This is a genomic window from Acrocarpospora catenulata (assembly GCF_018476525.1).
GTDB lineage: Bacteria > Actinomycetota > Actinomycetes > Streptosporangiales > Streptosporangiaceae > Acrocarpospora > Acrocarpospora catenulata.
This window is the reverse complement of sequence record NZ_JAHCST010000068.1, coordinates 1-21,972: the sequence shown is the minus strand read 5'-3', so window position 1 is coordinate 21,972 and position 21,972 is coordinate 1. Positions and strand designations below refer to the sequence as shown.

Here is a 21,972-nt window from a genome sequence, read left to right as displayed (position 1 = left end):
GGCCCCCGGCGGCGGCTCGCGCCCCCGATCGCGATCGGCGCCCAACAGCCCCGCGACTGCAAAGCCGTTCCCATTGGCACGGTCGGGGCGTACTGGCGGAACGAGCTCAAGCGCAGCACGTCCGTCAAGGGCTGCCCGGTCGGCGTGACCGGGGTCAACCTCCCGGGCTACGCGGCGGGCACCTCCCGGCAGCACTTCGAGTACGGCGCCCTGACCTACTGGCCCGACGCCGACGGGCCAACCCGGCTCCTGGAGGCTGATCTCCCAATAGCTGCACTTGTGCAAGTTTGCACTCGTGCATAGTATGCATCTATGCAAGAACATCAAGTTGGTCTCCGGGAGCGCCATCGCGTTCAGACCCTCCGCCAGTTGCACGAGGCTGCGGTGGCGCTCGTGCGGGAGGGCGGTCTGTCGGCGGCGACAGTGGAGGCGATCACCGATCGCGCCGGGGTGTCGCGGCGGACGTTCTTCAACTACTTCGCCTCGAAGGAGGACGCGGTTCTGGGCACCACGCCGCCGTCCGTCCCCGAGGAGGAGCTGTCACGCTTCCTCGATGAGGAGTCGGATGCGGACCAGTTCACGCGGACCATCCGTTTAATCGTCGCGATCATACGTACGACGATGCAGGCGGGTGGCGCCCCAGGGGAGCGCCGTGAGTTGGTGGCCCGGTTTCCCGAGTTGCGGGATCGGCTGTCTCAGCACGTATCGACGGCTGAGGGGCTTATCGAGGCAGTGCTTGCCGAGCGCCTCTCCGGGTCCGGTCCCGCGCAGTCCCGTTCCGCGGAGTCGTCGCGCGCCCTGTTGATGATCGCGAGTGCGGTGCTGCGTTTCGCCTACACCCGTGATCCGGGCGCGGTGGACGCCGCGAGCCCGGACGCGATCGAGTCGGCGATCTCCGTCTTCCGCGCTGCTCTCAAGGAGATTCTGTGACAACCACCATCGAATCGGAGGCCGTACCCGACAAGGGCACCAGTTCCAAGAACATCGGCCTGCTGTTCGCGGGCCTGATGGTGACGATGCTGCTGGCGGCGCTGAACCAGACCGTGCTTTCCACGGCGCTGCCGACGATCATCGGCGAGCTGGACGGCGTGGATCACATGACCTGGGTGATCACGGGCTACATCCTCGCCTCGACGATCATGATGCCGGTCTACGGCCGCATCAGCGACCTGCTGGGCCGCAAGCCCGTTCTGATCACCGCGATCCTGCTGTTCGTCGGCGGCTCGGTCGTCGGTGCGCTGGCCGGCGACATCGAGTGGCTCATCGTGGGCCGGGTGGTCCAGGGTCTCGGCGGCGGCGGATTGATGATCCTCTCGCAGGCCGCGATCGCGGATGTCGTGCCCGCTCGTGATCGCGGAAAGTACATGGGCGTCATGGGCGCCGTGTTCGCCGTCGCCTCGGTGGCCGGCCCGCTGCTGGGCGGCTGGCTCACCGAGGGGCCCGGCTGGCGGTGGGCGTTCTGGATCAACCTCCCCCTCGGCATCGTCGCGGTGCTCGCCACGGTGTTCTTCCTCCGCCTGCCCAGGAACCACCACTCCGCAGGGCACCGGATCGACTACCTGGGCATGATCCTGGTTGCCGCGGCGACCACCGCGATCGTGCTGGTCTGCACCTGGGGCGGCCACACCTACGCGTGGAACTCACCGCAGATCATCTGGCTGATCGTCGCCGCCGTGATCCTGTCCTCGTTGTTCGTGCTCGCCGAGTCCCGCGCGTCCAGCCCGATCATCCCGCTGGCGCTGTTCAGGGACCGCAACTTCACCCTGACCACGATCGCCGCACTGTTGACCGGCGTGGCCATGTTCGGCGCGATCGGCTACATGCCCACCTACATCCAGATGGTCACGGGCGTGGACGCCACCAAGGCCGGCCTGCTGATGATCCCCATGATGGGCGGCCTGCTCATCGCGTCGGTCATCTCGGGGCAGATCGTCTCGCGTACCGGGAAGTACAAGCTGTTCCCGGTGGCGGGCTCGGTCATCATGGGCATCGGCCTCGCGCTCCTGTCCACCCTGCGGGTCGACAGCCCCACGCCGTTGATGTGCGCGTACCTCGCGATCATCGGCGTCGGCATCGGCCTGGGCCTGCAGATCCTCACGCTGATCGTGCAGAACTCCTTCCCGGCTCGCATCGTCGGCACCGCGACCGCGGCGAACAACTACTTCCGGCAGGTCGGCGCCACCCTCGGCTCCGCGGTCGTCGGCTCGATCTTCGCCTCCCGGCTGACCGGCCTGCTGACGGAGAAGCTCGCCACGCTCGGAGCCAATGGCGGCGGCAGCGACACGGGCCTGAACTCGCTCACCCCAGCCGTGGTCAACGAGTTCCCGGACGCGATTCGCACCCCGATCATCGAGTCCTACAACGAGGCGCTCCTGCCGATCTTCCTGTTCATCGTCCCCCTCGCGGCGATCGCCTTCATCACCCTGCTGTTCATCAAGGAGAAGCCCCTGGCGACCAGCATCGAACGGGACGTCGCCGCCGAAGGGCAGCTGGCCGGCACCTCGCCGGTCGATCGGGACGGATCGCTCGGCCAGGATTCCCCCCGGAAGACAGCCGACCTCTGAGCCCATGGAGCAAGTCGCACTTCTCGCCGTAGCGGCGGTACTGATCATCGTCGTGGTGTCCTACTTCGCCCCCAAGCTGGGCATCGCGGCACCGGTGCTTCTGGTGCTCGTCGGCATCGGGTGCAGCCTGATCCCCGGAGCGCCCGAACTCCTGGTCGACCCGGAGTGGATCCTGATGGTCGTGCTGCCGCCGATCCTGTACGCCGCGGCGGTCAACATGCCCGTCGTCGACTTCCGCCGCGACTTCGGCGCGATCGGCGCCCTGTCGGTGCTGCTCGTCGTGGTCTCCGCGTTCGGCACCGGCCTGCTGATCTGGTGGTTGCTGCCGACCATCGGCCTGGCCGCCGCCGTCGCCCTGGGCGCGGTCATCAGTCCACCGGACGCGGTCGCCGCGACCACCATCGGCAAACGTCTCGGGCTGCCTCCCCGGCTCGTGACCATCCTCGAAGGCGAGGGCCTGGTCAACGACGCGACCGCACTGGTGATGCTCCGTACGGCTGTCGCCGCGATCGCGGGCTCGGTCTCCTTCGGGAGCGCTGTCGGCGACTTCGGCTTCGCCGTCGTCATCGGCGTCGCCGTCGGCGCGGTCGTCGGGATCGTCTCCGTGTGGGCACGCGCCAAGATCCGCCAGCAGCCGGTCCTCACGACGGCGATCTCGCTCGTCGTACCGTTCCTCGCGTTCATCCCGGCCGAGGAGCTGCATGCCTCCGGAGTGCTCGCCGTTGTCGTGGCGGGCCTCATCACCGGCAATCAGAGCGCCCGCCGGTTCGCCGCGCAGGATCGCATCTCGGAGCGGACCAACTGGCGCACCATCCAGCTGCTGCTGGAGAACGGCGTGTTCCTCCTCATGGGCTTCGAGATCACCGTCATCGTCGCCGAGGTTCAGAACACGGGACAGGAAGTATGGAGGGCGATCGGCATCGGCCTGCTCGCCACCCTCGCACTGATCATCCTCCGGGTCGTGTTCGTCGTCCCGCTCATCGGCGCCCTGCGGCGCCGGCAGCGCAACGCCGCCCGGCTCACCCGGCGGATCGACACCGCGCTCGACAGCCTGGCCGCGCTGGACCGTGCGAAAGCCACCCGCTTCCTGCGCCGACGCCACGCGGACGCGGTCTTCCTCACCAGGGAAGGGCTCGGCTGGCGTGGCGGCGCCGTCATCGCCTGGTCCGGCATGCGCGGCGTCGTCACGCTCGCCGCCGCCCAATCGCTCCCCGCCGACGTGCCCCACCGCGCCGAGCTGATACTCATCGCCTTCACCGTCGCGATCGTCACCCTCATCGCCCAGGGCGGCACCCTTCCGCTCCTCATCAAGACGCTCGGCATCCAAGGCACCGACGCCGACCACCAACGCCGCGAGCTCGGGCGCCTGGCCACCGAGATCACCACCGCCACCCACGCGGTTCTCGACAACACGATGCTTCGGAGAGAGAACGGCCAGCCGTTCGACGCAGCCGTGATCGACCAGCTGCGCACGCGCCGCCTCGCCACCGCTGAAGCGATCGACGCCATGCTGAACTCGACCGACGCCGACGGGCCGCTCCAGCAGAAACGCGAACTGCAACGCCTCCTGTTCGACGCGGAACAGACCGCGCTCCTGGACGCACGCGCCGCAGGCACCTACAGCTCACACACCCTGGAACGTGCACAACACTTCATCGACAACGAGATCGCACGGCTCGAAAAACATGTTCCTGGGTGACCTTCACTGCGTACACCAACGATTCTCGGCTCGCCCTTACTCGGCTGACCTTCCGTCGCCGCCCTCGGGTCGAGGTGTCTCGAAGCAGGCCAGCCAGGCGGCCAGCAGTGCCTCCAACTGGGCGGCCTGCTCCGGCGTCAGGCAGTCGAGCAGACGGTGCTCGTTCGCCATGTGCTCGGTGAACGCCTGGTCGATCAGCTCCCGGCCCGCCCGGGTGAGCGCCACGACCCGGCCACGGCCGTCGGTGACGCTGCGCCGGCGGGCGACCAGCCCCGCGCGTTCCAGCCGGTCGATGCGCTTGGTCATCGCACCCGTGGTCACCATGGTGTGCGCGGCCAGTTCCCCGGGCGCCCGCTCGTACGGCTCTCCAGCGCGCCGGAGCGTGGCCAGCACATCGAACTCTCCTTCGCCCAGCCCGTAGCGACGGTAGACCGCGCAGAGCCGATCGGTCAGGTGGCCGGCGAGCCGGTGAAGCCGGCCGATCACGCCCTGGGGGCTCACATCGAGATCCGGTCGCTCGCGGGCCCAGGCCTGCTGGATGCGGGCGACGTGGTCAAGGTGCTCAGTCACAATGCCAATATAACTTCCCGGGAAGCTATATTCCTTCCATGGAAGGTATTTTCCGATGGTCGGCGGTGACCGCATTTGCACCGATCGCCTGGGGCTCCACCTATCTCGTCACTCACCGATACCTACCGCCGGACCACCCCCTGTACGGGGCCGTGATCCGCGCCCTGCCGGCCGGCCTGCTCCTGCTGCTCGTGGCGCGGCGGCTGCCCCGGGGTCAATGGTGGTGGCGCTCCCTGGTTCTCGGCACGCTGAACATGGGCGCCTTCTTCGCGCTGGTCTACCTGGCGGCGCAGACGTTGCCGACGAGCATCGCATCGACGGTCATGGCGACCTCCCCGGTGATGATGATGCTGTTCGCCTGGGCGGCGCTCGCCGAACGTCCCCGGGCGGCGCACGTGACCGGGGCCTGCATCGGGATCGCGGGCGTCTGCCTCCTGCTCCTCGACGGCACGGCGTCGGTCGACGCGTCCGGCGTACTGGCCTCCGTCCTGGCCATGGTCATGTCGTCGTTCGGCTTCGTGCTGGCCAAACGGTGGAGCGCGCAGGTCGACGTCATCTCGCTCACCTCGTGGCAACTCATCGCCGGCGGAATCGCCCTGCTGCCCGTCGCCTTCATAGTGGAAGGCGCCCCGCCGTCCCTGGACGGCCCGGCGACCCTCGGCTTCGCCTACATCACGGTCGTCGCGACAGCACTCGCCTTCGCCGCCTGGTTCGCCGGGCTGCGCCATCTGACCGCCGCGACGGTAGGCCTCATCGGACTCCTCAACCCGGTGACCGGGGTCCTGCTCGGCACCGCACTCGCCAACGAGAGACTCACCGCGCAACAGATGTGCGGACTCATCCTCGTCCTCACCGGCATCCTGCTGGGCCAGCCCGCCACAGCCCGCCTCGTCAGGCGCCTGGCGACGAGAGGCGGGCTGTCGCAGTCGCGAGGAGCCGGCCCGTGACCCCGACGCCCATGCCATCGTCCGGGATCAGAACCTCACCGCGCACCCTCTGCGCGCAGGAACGGCAAAGGTGGAAACTTCATATGATCAGAGTTGCTATATTGGAAACCATCTGACAACGTTAGTGCCATGAACGAGCAGTCGGTAGGTGCGCGAATCGCTGCGCTGCGGGCGGTGCGAGGCATCACCGGAGCAGAGCTGGGCCAGGCGCTCGGTCTGACGAAGTCCCAAGTCTCGAAGATCGAGAACGGCACTCGGAAGCTCGACGTCAGCGAGGTCGCATTGGTCGCCGAGGCTCTCGGCGTCACACTGGCGGAGGTGCTCGGCGTGAGTCGTAAGAGCACCTTGGCGCTGGCCGCACGCGTGATGAGCGAGCCGGGCCAGGACGAGACCCGCCCGGCCCGGCGCCGCGTCAGGCAACTCCTTGAGTCCGAAGCGGCCCTGAGCGACGCCGTCGGGTTGCGGCCGGCACCGCTGTCAACGGCTGGCACCACCGTTATGCGACGGGCCGAAGCCGAGCGTCTGACGGAGGGCTCCCCGGTGAGCGCGGGAGCCCGCCTGGCTGCGATCGTTCGTGAAGAACTCGGCCTGGGTCGCGCGCCGATTGCGGATCTGCCCGCCCTCTGTGAGCGGCATTTCGGGCTGAATGCACTGGTTTGGCCGATAGGCAAGGCGGTCAGCGGCCTCTGCGCCCACGGCGCGGATGTCGCAGTCATACTCGTGAGCTCTTCGTACCCGCGAGGGCATCAGCGTTTCACCGGCGCGCACGAACTCGCTCACCACATCCTCGGTGACCCCCGCGAGGTAATCGTCGAAACTGACGTGTTCATGGTCAGGACACCCGCTGAACAGCGAGCGAACGCTTTCGCTGCCGCCCTGCTCATGCCGGTCGACGGGCTCCACGAGGTGATCGCCGGGCACCCACTCGACGAGGGCGTTCTCGGCGAGCTCATGCGGGAGTTCGATGTCAGCTACCGTGCGCTGGTCTACCGGCTCGCCGACCGCTCAGTTCGCCTGCTCAGCGACGCCCAGCGCGATGCCTGGCTGGCACAGACCCCAACAAATGTGCTTCGAGCCGCAGGCGACCTCACCCCACACGATCTGACCGCGCCCGACGAGACCCGACGCCTTCCGCCGCGCCTTTGGATGGCCGCTCAGCAGGGCTACCAGAACGGCCACGTGGGGCTCGGAGTGCTCAGTTCATTGCTCGACGAGGACCCGGACATCCTGTACGCGCGCCTCGCCGACGCCAGCATACAGCCTCCCGCCGTTCAGGACGACCTGGCTGATCTATGACCGAGACTCCGGCTTTCCTTTTCGACACCTGCTCGATCATCAATCTGTCGTACTCGCCGGTCGCCGCTCTGTTCAAGAATCGGTACACCGGCCGCGCCGGATGGACGCGCGCAGTACAGACGGAACTGACCCGGCAGCGCACACGAAAGCCTCCCCACCCACAAGCAGGGCGAGCCTGCAACTGGGCGACAAGTTGGCTCGGGCACCCCATCGAGATCACTGACGAAGCCGACCATGTCGCGATCGAGGGCATTCGCGCCGCGATCGCTGTCGGCTGTGATGACGACAGCCTCGATCACCTCGGGGAGGCCGCCAGCATCCACCTGCTGACGAAGGCCGGCACCGGCCGCCTTATCAGCGACGACCACGGTGCCCGAGCGATTGCCCGCGACCGCCGTTACAGCGTGCGTGCCGCGTCCACAGTCGGCGTCCTCAGCGAGTTACTCGCCCGTGGCATCGCCTCCCCCGAGATCGTCGACGACTACCTCGACACTCTGCGCGCTCATAACCGGATGCGTGTGAAGCTCACCTCAGCCGATCTGCTCGTCGGTGATCTCGGCCCCTGGTTTTGAGGCGTTACCTCGCCATTCGCCACGTGAACTGCCTGACCGCCAGGATCCGCGACAAATCATCGAGCCTCGGGTGAAATCTACGGGGTGCCACGAGTCCACGCCGGCCTACGAGAGATCGACAGGCCGGTCGCCTCTGGCTTCTCCAACCTGGTGCAACGAAAAATTCACCCGCGATCGGGCCGAGCCGGATCTGGGCCGCTGACATCACCGGTGTGATCCATCACAGCGATAAGAACAGCCAGCGCAGCCTCGACAAGGTCGCGCGGTAAGGTCGCGCGGTCCAGGACCCGGTCATAGTGGCTCCTGCGGCTGGTCAGGCGCCGATCAGGTCTCACAGGGCTTGGGGTGACGGGTGGTGAAGCCGCGGTTCATCCTGTAAGCGATGCTCTTGGCCGTGCCGGCGAAGTCGTTCGACTCCTTGCCTATCAGCTTCACGATGGTCTTCCAGTCGGCGGACATGCGCGGCATCGAGCGGTAGACGCTTCCGATGAAGACGGCCGCGCGGCAGTTCTCCTAGAGGCTGAAGCGCCGGGAGAGCGCGGGGAGCGGGATCACCCCGGTGATGGAAGTGACTGCCGAGGGCGGCCGGATCTCTATCGCCGTTCTGGTGGCGGGTCAGGCCGGCTGATCCGACCGCTGGGGCCCGGTTGATCTATGGAAGTGACTGCCGAGGGCGGCCGGATCTCTATCGCCGTTCTGGTGGCGGGTCAGGCCGGCTGATCCGACCGCTGGGGCCCGGTTGATCTATGGAAGTGACTGCCGAGGGCGGCCGGATCTCTATCGCCGTTCTGGTGGCGGGTCAGGCCGGCTGATCCGACCGCTGGGGCCCGGTTGATCTACCGCATACGCGCCCATCGCGGACGCAAGGGCGAGCCGAAGGGTTTTGGCACCTGCTGATACGCGGCCTTGTTCGATGCGGCGCATCAGCAGCCCGGGGCGCCGCTGATGGTGTAGGACAACCTGAACAACCCATCACTCGGCCAGCCCGGAAGCGCGAGCTGATCACCACCGGCCCGTACTGACTGTTTCTACTGCCCGCCTACGCGCCGGAACTCAACCCGGTCAAGGCGGTCTGGGCGCACGTGAAGAAGTTTCTGGCCAACCCGGCAGCCCGCACCTCGGATCAGTTCGGGCTGGTCAAGAACCGGCTGAAATTGATGCAGTACCGCCGCTGGCTGCTGAGCGGGTTCTCGCCAAGACCGGCCTGGAACTCCAGCCTCCAACCTCAGCAATTAAGCTCTCTGGTACTCGATTACTTTTTCGAGAAGTCCGACTTCTCCACCTTGCCACAAACATGCCCACTTCAGAGTCTCTGTCAGCTTATGTGCCTGACTGACTGAAACGGGTACATCATAGCCGTAGTTGCGTTACCTAAACGAAATGCATGGACGGCGTCAAATCTTTACACAATGAAGAACCGAGCTCACAATTATGCTCGCAAGTATCACCATTCACTCCGAAAGGGCAGTTGGTGCTCTCCGTCCCCCCGACAGACACCTTCGCCGAGTTCCTACGGAACCTCAAGTTCGCCCGACAGATGGTGGACAGCGCCCAGTGCATGGTCGGGCTGAAGGTTGGCTCCTTCGACGTCGACGACCTTTATCGGGCTGCCTGGGTCCAGGCGGTGTCTGCCATGGATCACTGGGCGCACGAGGAGATCTACGACCGAGCTGTCTACTTCGTTCAGGTTCACGAAGCAGCCATGCCGAGCAGATTTCGCGACTTCGAGATCCCCATGACGGTGCACGACGCACTCAGCCTGGGCGCTGATCCCGCTGAGAAAATCTTCCGGGAACATCTCAAGAACAAGCTGGGGTGGCAGTCGTTCCAGAATCCCGACAAGATCAAATCGGCGCTGGCGCTGATCAGTGATGTCAAGCTCTGGGAGACGGTAGCCCGCATCCTCACCAGCGAGAATTCGAACGGTGCGCGGGTCACTTCTCAGGACGTGACGGACGAACTCACCAAAATTGTCCGTCGTCGCAATCGGATCTCCCATGAGGCCGATCGTGATCCTGAAAATCCCGGAGACAAGACGCCGATCTCCGCCGAACAGGTTGAACGAGTGATCGAACGCGTCGAACAGCTGGTGAGAGCAATGCTGCTGGCGATCGGTGATATCGATCGCTCCGTACTGCCACAGGGAGGTCGGCGCAGCACCTTCGTCAAGATCGAGCAACAGGATCGCGCGCACCGCTTTGAGAGTCTGCTCTCCCAACACCAGGCTGAGGCCCACTCAGTGCTGTTGCTACTCAGAGACTGGACCAGACTCGGCGGCTGGATCACCTACGGTTCCCATGAGGAGACCTCCTGTGTCCCCATCTTCAGCAGTGCGGACACCGATCATTGGGCCATCGCGATCTACCCAGTCACCGGCAAGGTCTTCGTGACCTTCGACCGCCTCGCTCAGCGCCCTCCGTTCGACGACAGAGACCTACGCACAGCGCTACTCGACCGATTGAACCGGATTCCAGGGGTGGCGTTACCCGAGGACGGATTGGAATGTCGGGCCGGTTTCCCGCGCTGCGTGGACAGGGAGCGGCCTGCCTGCGGGACGCGCTCATCTGGTTCGTCGAACAGATTCCCGGTGAACGTAGGGACGAAAGGGAGTTCTCGCATGAGTGATGTGATCCTTGACGACCCGATCCTCAACTCTCCCTACGATGAGCCCACGCGACACTTCCGGTTCGGCAAAGACGGCATTACCAACGAGATCATCGAGCGTCGACGCCCCAGTTCGTACTTCATGCCTGTCCCCAGATCTCGCAAGAATGGACAGCAGATGGAGATCCCGGAACTGTCCGCCGACCGGATCGAGCCAAATACCCAGGTCAACGAGATCCGCACCCGGGTAGAGGTGTGGCGGAGACGCGGTTACCCCAATGTCACCGCGACCACTCGCAAGCTGCTGGAGTACTGGGCGGACCCGGGTCGGGACAATCCAATCCTGTTCTGTCAGCGGGAGGCTGCCGAGACCGCGATCTACATCGCCGAGGCGGCCGTCAAGGATGGCCAGACCTGGATTCGCAACTACCTTAATGACCAGAACCTTGAGCACAATGACGGGCTCCCCCGGGTCGCGCTGAAGATGGCGACCGGCTCGGGCAAGACTGTGGTGATGGCGATGCTGATCGCCTGGCAGACGCTGAACTACGCGGCCGGAGAAAAACGTGGACAGTATGCTCGCCGGTTCCTGGTGGTGACGCCGGGCATCACGATTAGAGATCGCCTGCGTGTGCTGCTCCCGGAGAGCGCCGAAAACTACTACAAGCAGCGTGACCTGGTTCCTGCCGGTCTGTGGAACGCACTACGGCAGGCGAGGATCGTCATCACCAATTTCCACGCTTTCCACCCACGCGAGACCAGGCAGGGACAAGGAGCGTCAAAGATCACCAAGGAAGTAGCGGCCGGCGGTGCCGGACGCCCCAGTCCCTTCCAGGAGAGCTGGAGCCAGGTGGTCAGCCGGGTCTGCCGAGAACTCGGCGGCACATCCGGCATCGTGGTACTGAACGATGAGGCTCACCATTGCTACCGAACTTAAATGCGTCTTGTCGGGTAGCTGACGAGGGCTGACCCGCCAGGTACGACCGGTGTGTGCGGTATGCGCAAGGCGGCGGCTTCACCCCCCAGGAGCAACAGCGTCGCGAAGCGGTACGGCTGCGAGCAGCCGAGATGTTCCAGCAGGGGGAAACCAACGCGGCAGTGGCCCGCACGCTGCGCGTCACCGAACGTTCGGTCGAGCGGTGGCGGCATGCCTGGCGAGAGGGCGGCGCCCCGGCGCTGGCCTCCAAGGGCCCGCCCTCGCTGCCCAGACTGAGCGCGGTGCAGTTCACCCGCCTGGAGGCCGAACTGGAACGCGGTCCTCTGGCACACGGGTTCGCCGACCAGCGGTGGACGCTGATGCGGATCAAGACGCTGATCGGCCGGATGTTCCACATCGGCTACACGGTGCCGGGCGTCTGGCTGCTGCTGCGCCGCAACGGCTGGTCGGTCCAGCGGCCGGCACGGCGGGCGATCGAACGCGACGAGGCCGCGATCGAGGTGTGGAAGCAGCAGGTGTGGCCGCGGGTGGAAGATCCGCGGCGGCCGACGGCGCCTGGATCTGCTTCGAGGACGAAGCCGGTCAAGGGCTGAGGCCGCCTCGCGCTCGTACCTGGGGCCGGCGCGGCCGGACCCCGGTGGTGCACGTCCGCGCCGGCGGGAGCGGACGGGTGAACATCGCCGCCCTGGCCTGCTACAAGAGCGGTGAGCGTTCACGGCTCATCTACCGCTTGCACGTCTACCGGGGCCGCAAGGGCGAGCCCAAGACCTTCGGCTGGATGGACTACCGGGACCTGATCCTCACCGCCCACCTCCAGCTGGGCGGCCCGATCGTGCTGGTCTGGGACAACCTCAACCGGCATCTGGTGCCCGGCATGAAGACGTTCGCCGCCGACCACGCCGATTGGCTCACCGTCATCCAGTTACCCGTCTACGCCCCCGATCTCAATCCTGTCGAGGGCATCTGGTCCCTGCTCAAACGCGGCGTCTTGGCCAACCTCGCCGCCGCCGATCTATCCCATCTCATCCGCGTCATCAAGCGTGGCCTGAAGAAGATCCAGTACCGACCACACCTCGTCGACGGGTGCCTCACCGAGACCGGCCTGACTCTCACGACAGGAGTCGACATCACGAATTAAAGATCAGTATCGAGGCAAGCAGTACGCCTCCGAACACGACGCAGGGAGCCTAAAAGGCGAAGCCAAGAAGGAAGCAGAAAACCGCAACCGGCAGGCGCGGATCTGGTTCCGGGGGTTGCGCGCCATACAAATCAAGCTCGGCGTCAAGACGGTGTATGACTTGTCTGCCACCCCATTCTTCCTCGCGGGTTCCGGCTATCGAGAGGGCACCCTATTCCCCTGGGTAGTCAGCGACTTCTCGCTCATCGACGCGATCGAAGCAGGCATCGTCAAGATTCCGCGGCTACCGGTGGACGACGACCGCCGTTCGCCCGATGTCACCTACCTCAACCTCTGGTCGGAGATCAAGGAGGGACTGAGCAAACGCGGACGCAAGGCACAGGGCGGAATGTCTCCAGACCACATGCCGATAGCCTTGGAAGGGGCACTGCATAGTCTGTACGACTCTTACAACAGAGCGTTTACCAAGTGGAGCAACTCTGAGGCAGCTACGCATGGAGAGCCCCCGCCGGTCTTCATCGTCGTATGCAACAACACGACCACTTCCAAGATGGTCTACGACTGGATCTCGGGCTGGGAGAAGCAGATCAATGACACGTCGGTCTTAGTGCCCGGCAAGCTGGAGCTCTTCTCCAATGTCGAGAACGGTAAGTGGCATGACCGACCGTACTCAATCCTGGTTGACTCGGAGGTACTGGAGTCCGGCGAGCCGCTACCCCCAGAGTTCAAGAAGGCCGCCCAGCACGAGATCGAGGACTTCAAGGCCGAATACCGTGCGCGCTATCCCGGCCGTGCCGTCGACGAGATCGATGATGCGACTGTTCTGCGTGAGGTCATGAACACCGTCGGTAAGAAGGGCAAGTTGGGGGAGCACATCCGGTGTGTGGTCAGTGTCTCCATGCTCAGCGAGGGTTGGGATGCCAACACCGTCACTCACATCCTGGGGGTGCGCGCCTTCGGCACGCAGCTGTTGTGTGAGCAGGTAGTCGGCCGCGGATTACGCCGCCGTTCGTACGCCACCGAGGAACGCGGCTACTTCACGCCCGAGTACGCCGACGTGTACGGGGTGCCGTTTCAGTTCATCCCCACGGTCGCTCCGACCAAGGACCTCACACGCAAACCGTCAACCCGTGTCCACGCCGACCGGGAGCGATCGAATGCCAAGATCACCTATCCGAGGCTGATCGGCTATCGCATGGAACTTCCCGACGCACCGCTGGGCTGGTCCTTTGGGCCGGAGACTCGTTACGTGGTGGACAAGAGACACGTGCCTACCCACACCGAGACAGCGGGTGTGGTAGGTGAGATCGACGAGCACACGCTGGAGAACTTGGAGCGTATGCGTCTCCAGCAGGTCGCCTTCCGACTGGCCAAGCGAGTGGTGGAGACCAAGCTCTCCGACACCGACAACCCCAAGCCTTGGTACTTTCCACAGGCACTGCGTTGCGCCAAGGAGTGGCTGAAGGAGTGCGTCACATATCGAGACGAGACGTTTCCGGGGCTGCTGACTCTGGCGCAGAACGCCGAGGATGCAGTCGAGCGCATCTGGAATGCAATCATGCGCCAGCAAGGGCTCTCCGGCCGACCGGAACCGTGGGTGGTGCCAATCTTCCGACCGTTCGACCCTGTGGGCTCGACTGTGGAAGTCGACTTCTTCACCACTAAGCACATCTGGGCTACCGCCGAGGACAAGTGCCATGTCAACTTCGTCGTTCTCGATGGCCCAGACGGAAACACCTGGGAGCAAACCGTCGCCGAGGCCCTCGAGCGGCTGCCCCAGGTCGCGGCCTATGTGAAGAACGATCACCTCGGCTTCTCGATCCCCTACTCCTTCCATGGAATGAACCGACAGTACCTACCCGATTTCCTGGTGCGCCTGACAGACCGTGACGACGGTGTACCACGAACCCTGATCGTCGAGATGTCAGGCGGACGCAAGAACGCAGGGGAAAGCCTTGCGAAAGCGTCGACCGCAGCCAACCTCTGGGTGCCTGCCATCAACAACCACGGCACACATGGCCTATGGGACTACTGCGAGCTCCGTGACCCGAACACGGTGGAGACCCGGCTCACCTCCGTACTCACGGCACTTCACGATCGCGAAACCGGACAACGCCTCCTCAGCCCGCCTGCACGCGTATCCCCTGAGGAACGCCAAGCACCCGGACCGGCCGCATGACCATTGATCGTTCCGACGGAGAGGAAGGACCTTAGGCGATGGCGCACAACAAGAGCACCGGGTCAAAGCCCGTCGAGGCGATCAAACACGACGACAAACGGCTCAACATCCCTCCAGCCGAGGCCGCCGAACTGGTTGACCAGGAAAAGGCGCGAACCACATCAATGTGCTGGCCTCGCGACCCATCCCTGGACCCGCAGCTCGTATGGCGGGGCAAGGACGAAACCGACGTGCAGGACCTGATCGTCGATGCGCCGCCCATCTACATCCAGGAGAAGATCGACCCGAGGGTTCTGGTTGACAACCTCCGTCGTGCCTCGGAACTAACAATCTTCAACACCGAAGAGTTTGACGGGCTCAGTGGCTGGGACTCAGTCGAGTACTACCTGCACGGCGCCAACTGGTCCAACCGCATGATCCTGGGAGACTCGCTCCAGGTTATGGGCTCACTAGCGGAGAAAGAGGATCTGCGCGGCAGGGTTCAGATGATCTACTTCGATCCGCCGTACGGGATCAAGTTCGGCTCCAACTGGCAGGTCTCCACACGCAGCAACAAGGTTTCCGATGGCAAACTTGAGGACACCACCCGCGAAGTCGAACAGATCAAAGCGTTCCGCGATACGTGGGAGCTGGGCATCCACTCATACCTTTCTTACTTGCGGGATCGTCTCACGGTCTCACGCGACCTACTGACGGAGTCGGGTTCGGTCTTTGTTCAGATTGGCGACGAGAACGTCCACCTCGTGCGCGGCCTGTTGGATGAGGTGTTCGGTTCGGAGAATTTCGTCTCCCTCATCACCTTCAAGACCACCTCCGGAGCCGGGAGCTTCGCGGGCGGAACCAACGTGCTGGCAGCGGTGAACAGTTACCTCGTGTGGTACGCGAAGGACCTGCCCAACATCAAGTACCGACAGATGTTCCGAACGAAAGAGGCAGGAGGACAGGGAGGGGGCCAGTACACGTGGGTGGAGCGTCCTGACGGTTCTCGCGCACGGCTATCAGGCGCGTCCCCGGAACCAGGAGACCGCCTCCTGCGCCCCGATCAGCTCACCTCACAGACGACCCGCGTCGGCCAGACCACCGTTTTCCCGGTAGAAGTAGGCGGACGAAAATACCTCCCCAACACCGGCGGATGGAAGACCAATCGCGCCGGAATGTTACGTTTGGCCAACGCTCGCCGCTTACTGCCCATCGGCAACACGCTAACTTACGTTCGCTATCTAGACGATTTTCCCGCCTTCCCCTACAACAACCTATGGGACGACACGGTAACGTCAGGTTTCGCCGACCCGAAAATCTATGTCGTCCAGACGAATACCAAGGTGGTCGAGCGATGCATGCTCATGACCAGCGACCCAGGTGATCTCGTTCTAGATCCAACCTGTGGCTCGGGAACGACTGCATGCGTAGCAGAACAGTGGGGACGTCGTTGGATCACGATCGACACTTCACGTGTTGCGCTCACTCTGGCACGCCAGCGAGTCATGAGCTCCCAATATCCGTCATACTTCCTGGCAGACTCTCCAGAGGGACGCAAAAAGGAGCAGGAGCTTACCGGCAAAGCAGAGCTAGGCGGCAATTCAACAAATCGAGATGTGCGCAAAGGTTTCGTCTATCGGCGAATTCCTCACATCACATTGAAGTCCATCGCAAATAATGTCGACCTAAGGGAAGGGATGTCTAGGGAAGAAATAGACGCAATCATAGGCCGAAACGCCGAGTTTGAACTTCTCTACGACAAGCCCTACGAGGACAAGAGTAAGGTCCGTGTCGCAGGCCGCTTCACAGTAGAAAGTCTGTCACCACATCGAAAGATCGCGACAGACACCCAGAGCTCCAGCGAGAAGGCGGGAGATGCGTCCATCGATAACCCTTCGTTCGAGCAAACGATCATCGACAACCTGCGATCCTCGGGCGTGCAGAACGGCCTCAAGAAGGAACGACTCCTGTTCGCTTCACTGGAATCGCATGCGGGTCGGTACATCCAGGCGTTTGGCGAGCCGAAGGAGAGTGAGAAGACCGGACCTGAGCGGATCGCGGTGAGCATCGGTCCACAATACGGAACCGTGGACGCGGAATGGGTGAAGGAGGCGGCCCGCGAGGCGTTGAGAGGCACCGGTGCACAGATCCTGCTTGTGTGTGCTTTCGCGTTCGATCCGCAGGCTGTTCCGGCAGCCAAGGAGTTCGCGCCAAGTGACCCAAATGACTTCGCATCTGTTGCTGCCGAGCGCAAGCTCGGCAAGCTGCCAATCCTGTTCGTACGGATGAACTCCGACTTGGTCATGGGTGATGTGCTGCTTAAGAAGACCAAGAACGCCAACCTCTTCATGGTCTTCGGCGAGCCGGACATCGAGGTCAACAAAATCGGAGGCGACGAACTCGTCGTTGAGATCCGCGGCATGGACATCTACAACCCATCGACAGGCGAGGTGAAGGCCAGCGGCACGGACGACATCGCGCTATGGATGATCGACACCGACTATACCGGCGAGGCGTTCTTCGTTCGGCATTGTTATTTCACCGGTGGCCAGGATCCGTACAGGAGGCTGAAGCATTCGCTCCGTGCCGAGATCGACGCCGGCACCTGGGCGTCACTGTACTCAACCCGTTCACGCCCATTCCCCACACCGGAGTCGGGCAGGATCGCAGTGAAAGTCATCAACCACTATGGAGACGAGGTCATCCAGGTCTACGAGGTTTGATCAACGGAATTACTGTCGAGTAGCTTGTTGATCTCATCCGGCACCTCGCATCCTGCCTAGCCTGGATCCACACGCGCTAATGCGCACTTGCCTGAGTCGACGGTGTGCGAGGTGATCAGGTTTCACCCCCAGCCATCCCACAAGCCCAGCCCCAGCGAGATGAGCACCTCGGCCGGAGATCCCCTCTGGAGGCACGATTCAACGATCTCGGCTCAGCCCGTGCGCCAGTCCTGGCCGCCCTGCCCGCAGCCGACGACGGGGTCGTCGTCGTGTGCGGTTCGCACGTGCCCACGACCACCCGTCAACTGACCGAGCTGGAACGCCGCCACCCGGGCCGCTGATCACGGCCGATCTCGACGCGCTCGACTCCGCCGCCCCCGACGAGGAGATCCGCTCCCTCGCCCGCGCGGCCGACCGCTCCATAGCAGCCCACGGCCTCGCCGTCGTGGCCACCCCACGAACGCTCTCGGCCAGACACAGCGGCCTCGCGTCGAACCGACGCATCGCCGACCGCCTGGCACGCGTGCTGCATGAGATGACCCGGCTCCCACGCACCGTCGTCGCCAAGGGCGGCATCACCTCCGCCGTCGTCGCCCGTGTCGGGCTCGGAGCCGCGACCGCCTAGGCGGCCGACCCCGTCATGACGGGCCTCGCGCAGTGGACCATCGACGGAGCGCACGGACGCCGCACACTCATCGTCTTCGCCGGCAACATCGGCAGCGAAGAGACGCTGGCCGAACTCGTCGACCGCCTGCGGGGTGCCCATGTCTGATTCCCCGGCCCGCCCGAACGTGCCGGCGGCCCAGGGCGGTGGCCGGTACGTGTCGGACGCGATCACCCACCGGCGCGGCGCCGCCTGGCCCGCACCGTCCCCGGACACGATGAAACTGCTGCTGTCCCGTGGCGTACGGTGCGTCGGCACTGACGGCGCGAGCATGGGCCCGGCCGAAGACGGCGCGGCGACCCACGTCGTCGGACTGTCCGGCGGCATGGTCTTCATCGAGTGCCTGGCCAACCTGCGCGAACTGCCCCCACAGGGCGCCTTGTTCGTCTTCCTTCCGGTGAAGGTCGCCCGCTCGTCGGGAGGCCCCGGCCGGGCGATCGCACTCGTGCCGCGCTGACCGGCGGGCTGGTGCCTGATCAGAGGGCGAGCGGGGCTCGGTGGAGGACGACCTTGGTGGTGCGCTCCAGGTAGGCATGCGGGGCGTCGTCCCAGTCGGCGAGCACGCTGGTGACCCGTTCGGCCTCGAAACCGGTGGTGGCGACGAAGTCGAGGAGTTCGGGCAGCACCGGCCGCACGTGTGAGACCCCGATGCTGAGCGTGGCGCTGGTGGCGTACATGTCCATCGCCGGGAGCCTTGTGCCCGTGCCCAGGTAGTAGCCGGTGCCGGTGCAGATCCCGCCGGGTCGCAGCGCGCGCAACGCGTCGCGCAGACCCTGTGGGTGCGACGACGCCTCGACGGCGACGTCGTAGCTGGTCGGGAAGCTGGACAGCCGGGACTTGCGGCGCGACTTCCCGACCTTGTGCACCCTCGCGCCGAACCCGGCGGCGACCTCGAGACGGGCGTCGCGGTCGTCGATGTAGTCCACGACCGCGGCACCGTGGGCGACGGCGAGGCCGGCGGCGTACAGACCGATGCTCTGTGCACCGCCACCCGTCACCAGCACTCGTCCCCCGGGCCGCAGACGCAGAGGCGGTACGACGGCGCGCCAGGCGTCGGCGAGGTTGTCGCTGCCCGAGGCCACCCGCAGCGGATCGAGACCGGCAGGGACCTTGGCGAGCATGTGATCGGCGAACGGAATGCGCAGCGAGTCGGCGATCATGCCGCCCCACGGACCGGAAGAGGGGCCGAACCCGAACGCCGCCAGAGTCCTGCCTGGGCTCCGCGCGGTCATCGTTGAGCATTTCGCGGTCAGCCCGAGCGCACACTCCCGGCAACTGCCGCACGAGATCGCCCACGGCACCACCACGATGTCACCGACGGTGAACGAGGTGACGTCGCCGCCGAGGGCGGTAACCTGCGCGACGCACTCGTGCCCGATCCCGAACGGACCCTGAAACGGCACGGAGCCGACGATCGAGGCCACGACCGGGTCGATCGCGCCCACCTTCAGCCCCAGCCACATCGGGCGGGAGACCGGACGGTGCAGCGGCAGCGTGTCGCCATCGCAGCGGGCCGCCACGAACGGCCGCACGAGCACGTCGGTCGGATCGACCAGCACCGGGTCAGGCCGGTCCCGCCACTCCAGCCGGCCGGTCCGAACGAAGGTCAGCTCACGCATCGAGCCCCCCTCGGATACTCGAAGGAGCGATCACCCTGTCGCGCCTCAACCGCTCCACCAAACCCATCGACATCGTCATCACCCGCATACGCCCACTGCTGGGGTAAACAACGACCCGGGAGCTGACACCTGATGGGCCGCCCAGGTCTCCACGTCGTATCGGCGGTGCCCGACGTCGGCGACCCACGCCAGTTGCGTCGGCTCTTCTCCGCTCCTCGGCCCTGGGCCGATCATCGACGACCTTCCAGTCGTATCGTATAAGTCGCCCGAGCGAATCCGGAGAAAGGAGCAGGATGCCGGAAATCCGCCCGCTCCGGGTGGGTGATCCAGAGCGGATCGGCGTCTACCGGCTGGTCGGCGTCCTCGGTTCCGGTGGTCAAGGAGTGGTGTACCAGGGGGTCGACGAGGCCGGGCGCGAGGTCGCCGTCAAGTTGCTGCACAGTCATCTGAGCCGCGACAACGACGCCACCCGAGGTTTTCTGCGCGAGGTGAAGGCGGCGCGGCGGGTGGCCGCGTTCTGCACGGCGGCTGTGTTGGACGTCGGACTGCTGGGCGAACAGCCGTACATCGTGAGCGAGTACGTGGCCGGGGACACCCTTCAGGCACTCGTACGCTCCACCGGCCCGCGGACGGGAGGCGCGCTGGACCGGCTCGCGATCTCCACCCTGACGGCGCTCGCCGCCATCCACGAAGCCGGGATCGTGCATCGCGATTTCAAACCGGGCAACGTGCTGGTCGGGCCGGAGGGCCCGATCGTGATCGACTTCGGCATCGCGAAGGCGTTGGATTCGACCACGATGGCGTCGGGGCCGATCGGCACGCCCACCTACATGTCGCCCGAGCAGTTCAAGGGCGAGCGCGTCGGACCCGCGTCCGACGTCTTCAGCTGGGCGGGCACGATGGTGTTCGCCGCGACCGGCCGCCAGCCGTTTCCGGGGCAGACCGTCCCCGCGATCGTGAACGCCGTACTCAACGAGGCTTCCGATCTCTCCGGAGTGCCCGCTCACCTGGTGGATTCCATCCGGGCGTGCTTCGCCAAGGATCCCGCGGCCCGGCCATCCGCAGCCGACCTGCTGCGGCAGTTGATCAGGCAGGCGGGGCCGATCCCGTCTTCGGCGAGGTCCGAATCTTCGCCCGTACCGGTGAGGGACGCGGAGACCCTGCCGCATCAGACCAGGAAGATCAGTCGCCGGGTTCTGATAGGCGGTGCAGTCGGCGCGGGCGCAGTGGCAATCTCTGCTTTCGCCATCTTCCGGGAGGAAGGTGGAATCTTCGCACCGAGCGTCGGCAAGCAGGACCAAGGCTCCTCCCTGACCACATCCTCATCCGCCAGCCCTGAGATTTCCCCACCCCCGACCCCGATCGCGGCCGAGCCCTTTGGTTCGGAGGTCAAGGGGCCGGTCCCCCTGGCCGAGGGAGATGGCGATCCGACGGTCATCACCGCCGCCGGGGCCACCGTCGTCTGCGGCACGTCCAAGGGGATCGCGTTCGTCTGGGACGCGAACACGGACACGCTCACCCGGCTCGGCGGCGGAGGCCGCGCGGTGACCTCGGTGGCGGCCGGCACCAGCGGCGGCACTCCCGTCGTGGCCGCCGGACACAGCGACGGCAGGATGCGGCTGTGGAGCCTGACGGGCGCGGAACTCGCCTCGCACCGGGCCGGTGACCCCATAATCGCGGTCTGGGCCGGTGACCGGGCACTGGCCGTCTCCCAGAAGTACGACAGCCTGCGTGACCTCCGCAGTGTCGTACGCCTTTGGGACATCGCCACCGGCAAGCAGATCGGCGCCACGATCACCGACCACTTCCAGGGCATCAGTGGCCTGGCGTTCGGCAGGCTCGGCCAGGAGGACGTACTCGTCACAGGTGACGGCGCGGAACGGATCCGTGTCTGGAGCCTTTCGACGGGAAGGCTGAAGCATTCCTTCCGCACCGGCGACATCGGCGGCATCGAACTACTCGCCTGCGGCAAGTTGGACGGCAGGCCCGTCCTGGTCTCCACCCACCTGGACGCCACCCTCCGCGTCTACGACCTGGCCACCGGCAAACGCCGGAAGAAGTGGTCATTCAGCGACCAGAGCCCCGACGACCGCGGCACCGCCGCCCTCACCACCGGGCAACGCGGCGACGTGCCCGTCGCGGTGGTCGCCCACAACCCGGCCGGTGGCGACATCACCGTACGAATCTGGAATCTCGAAAACGGCGAAATCATTGGCGAACTAGGCTCCCGTCCCAGCGGCGCGACCGCCACCGTGGCCCTGACCGAACTCACCGGCCGCTCCGTCGTGGTGGGCGCGACCCAGGACCGCACGCTTCGGGCCTGGAGCCTCGGCCAGTAGACCTTGTATCCGGCCGCAGGCGGCAACCGGCCCTGGGCTGGGCTGGATTTCACCGGGCCTCGGGCCTCGGGCCATCGTCTTCAACCCGTACCAACAGGCGACAGCCAAATCCGGCCGAAGGCCATAATGGGTGGGCGGGTGG

At 65.2% G+C, this 21,972-nt stretch carries 19 protein-coding genes; 16 read left to right on the top strand and 3 right to left on the bottom strand.

Annotated elements, in window-relative coordinates; all coding sequences use genetic code 11:
- Positions 1-312 precede the first annotated feature (312 nt).
- From KIP79_RS39410 to KIP79_RS39400, 3 genes are read left to right on the top strand one after another with little or no spacing between them, the layout of a single operon-like run.
- Positions 313-930, top strand: coding sequence for a TetR/AcrR family transcriptional regulator (locus KIP79_RS39410; protein WP_214110122.1), 618 nt, complete (start codon positions 313-315; stop codon positions 928-930).
- Complete coding sequence (locus KIP79_RS39405) at positions 927-2,564, top strand: MDR family MFS transporter (RefSeq protein WP_214110121.1); 1,638 nt, start codon at positions 927-929, stop codon at positions 2,562-2,564. The genes KIP79_RS39410 and KIP79_RS39405 overlap by 4 nt, the downstream gene beginning before the upstream one ends.
- A 4-nt stretch (positions 2,565-2,568) precedes the next feature.
- Positions 2,569-4,263 carry a cation:proton antiporter gene (locus KIP79_RS39400; RefSeq protein ID WP_214110120.1) on the top strand — a complete coding sequence of 565 codons (1,695 nt, stop codon included), beginning with the start codon at positions 2,569-2,571 and terminating at the stop codon, positions 4,261-4,263.
- A 36-nt stretch (positions 4,264-4,299) separates the two neighbouring features.
- Here KIP79_RS39400 and KIP79_RS39395 read toward each other — a convergent pair whose 3' ends face one another.
- Positions 4,300-4,833 (bottom strand): MarR family winged helix-turn-helix transcriptional regulator, encoded by a 534-nt coding sequence (locus tag KIP79_RS39395; RefSeq protein WP_214110119.1) that lies wholly within the window; start codon positions 4,831-4,833, stop codon positions 4,300-4,302.
- Positions 4,834-4,898: 65 nt separating this feature from the next.
- On the opposite strand from KIP79_RS39395, the gene KIP79_RS39390 reads away from it, so the two are divergent.
- The 3 genes from KIP79_RS39390 (at position 4,899) to KIP79_RS39380 (ending at position 7,648) form a co-directional block, all read left to right on the top strand.
- Entirely contained in the window at positions 4,899-5,780 is an 882-nt protein-coding gene (locus tag KIP79_RS39390; protein ID WP_308170123.1) for an EamA family transporter, read from the top strand.
- 129 nt (positions 5,781-5,909) lie between these two features.
- Positions 5,910-7,076 (top strand): helix-turn-helix domain-containing protein, encoded by a 1,167-nt coding sequence (locus KIP79_RS39385; RefSeq protein WP_214110118.1) that lies wholly within the window; start codon positions 5,910-5,912, stop codon positions 7,074-7,076.
- A complete protein-coding gene (locus tag KIP79_RS39380; RefSeq protein ID WP_214110117.1) occupies positions 7,073-7,648 on the top strand; it encodes a PIN domain-containing protein in 576 nt (191 codons plus the stop codon). Before KIP79_RS39385 ends, KIP79_RS39380 begins: the two co-directional genes overlap by 4 nt.
- Positions 7,649-7,972: 324 nt before the next feature.
- Here KIP79_RS39380 and KIP79_RS48810 read toward each other — a convergent pair whose 3' ends face one another.
- On the bottom strand, positions 7,973-8,107 hold the full coding sequence (locus KIP79_RS48810; protein ID WP_256447668.1) for a hypothetical protein: 135 nt from the start codon (positions 8,105-8,107) through the stop codon (positions 7,973-7,975).
- A 623-nt stretch (positions 8,108-8,730) separates the two neighbouring features.
- Between KIP79_RS48810 and KIP79_RS39375 the strand changes: the two genes are divergently transcribed.
- The 9 genes from KIP79_RS39375 (at position 8,731) to KIP79_RS39340 (ending at position 18,329) form a co-directional block, all read left to right on the top strand.
- On the top strand, positions 8,731-8,988 hold the full coding sequence (locus KIP79_RS39375; RefSeq protein ID WP_214110116.1) for a hypothetical protein: 258 nt from the start codon (positions 8,731-8,733) through the stop codon (positions 8,986-8,988).
- A gap of 131 nt (positions 8,989-9,119) precedes the next feature.
- The gene (locus KIP79_RS49865) at positions 9,120-11,189 is read left to right on the top strand and encodes a DEAD/DEAH box helicase family protein (protein WP_214110115.1); all 2,070 of its coding nucleotides are present in this window, start codon (positions 9,120-9,122) and stop codon (positions 11,187-11,189) included.
- A 53-nt stretch (positions 11,190-11,242) separates the two neighbouring features.
- A complete protein-coding gene (locus KIP79_RS49860) occupies positions 11,243-11,782 on the top strand; it encodes a winged helix-turn-helix domain-containing protein (protein ID WP_214110114.1) in 540 nt (179 codons plus the stop codon).
- Positions 11,692-12,327: a transposase gene (locus KIP79_RS39360; RefSeq protein WP_214110113.1), complete on the top strand. Its 636-nt coding sequence runs from the start codon at positions 11,692-11,694 to the stop codon at positions 12,325-12,327. The genes KIP79_RS49860 and KIP79_RS39360 overlap by 91 nt, the downstream gene beginning before the upstream one ends.
- 115 nt (positions 12,328-12,442) lie before the next feature.
- A complete protein-coding gene (locus KIP79_RS39355; protein WP_214110112.1) occupies positions 12,443-14,506 on the top strand; it encodes a DEAD/DEAH box helicase in 2,064 nt (687 codons plus the stop codon).
- Between the two features lie 38 nt (positions 14,507-14,544).
- Positions 14,545-17,208 (top strand): site-specific DNA-methyltransferase, encoded by a 2,664-nt coding sequence (locus tag KIP79_RS39350; RefSeq protein WP_214110111.1) that lies wholly within the window; start codon positions 14,545-14,547, stop codon positions 17,206-17,208.
- 271 nt (positions 17,209-17,479) lie between these two features.
- Positions 17,480-17,833, top strand: coding sequence for a four-carbon acid sugar kinase family protein (locus KIP79_RS39345; protein WP_214110110.1), 354 nt, complete (start codon positions 17,480-17,482; stop codon positions 17,831-17,833).
- 15 nt (positions 17,834-17,848) lie between these two features.
- Positions 17,849-17,980 (top strand): hypothetical protein, encoded by a 132-nt coding sequence (locus KIP79_RS48795; protein ID WP_256447667.1) that lies wholly within the window; start codon positions 17,849-17,851, stop codon positions 17,978-17,980.
- On the top strand, positions 17,973-18,329 hold the full coding sequence (locus KIP79_RS39340; RefSeq protein WP_214110109.1) for a cyclase family protein: 357 nt from the start codon (positions 17,973-17,975) through the stop codon (positions 18,327-18,329). The genes KIP79_RS48795 and KIP79_RS39340 overlap by 8 nt, the downstream gene beginning before the upstream one ends.
- 19 nt (positions 18,330-18,348) lie before the next feature.
- Here the strand turns inward: KIP79_RS39340 and KIP79_RS39335 are convergent, their stop codons facing one another.
- Positions 18,349-19,491: a zinc-dependent alcohol dehydrogenase gene (locus KIP79_RS39335; RefSeq protein ID WP_214110108.1), complete on the bottom strand. Its 1,143-nt coding sequence runs from the start codon at positions 19,489-19,491 to the stop codon at positions 18,349-18,351.
- A gap of 293 nt (positions 19,492-19,784) precedes the next feature.
- On the opposite strand from KIP79_RS39335, the gene KIP79_RS39330 reads away from it, so the two are divergent.
- Positions 19,785-21,830: a WD40 repeat domain-containing serine/threonine protein kinase gene (locus KIP79_RS39330; protein WP_214110107.1), complete on the top strand. Its 2,046-nt coding sequence runs from the start codon at positions 19,785-19,787 to the stop codon at positions 21,828-21,830.
- Positions 21,831-21,972: the final 142 nt, after the last annotated feature.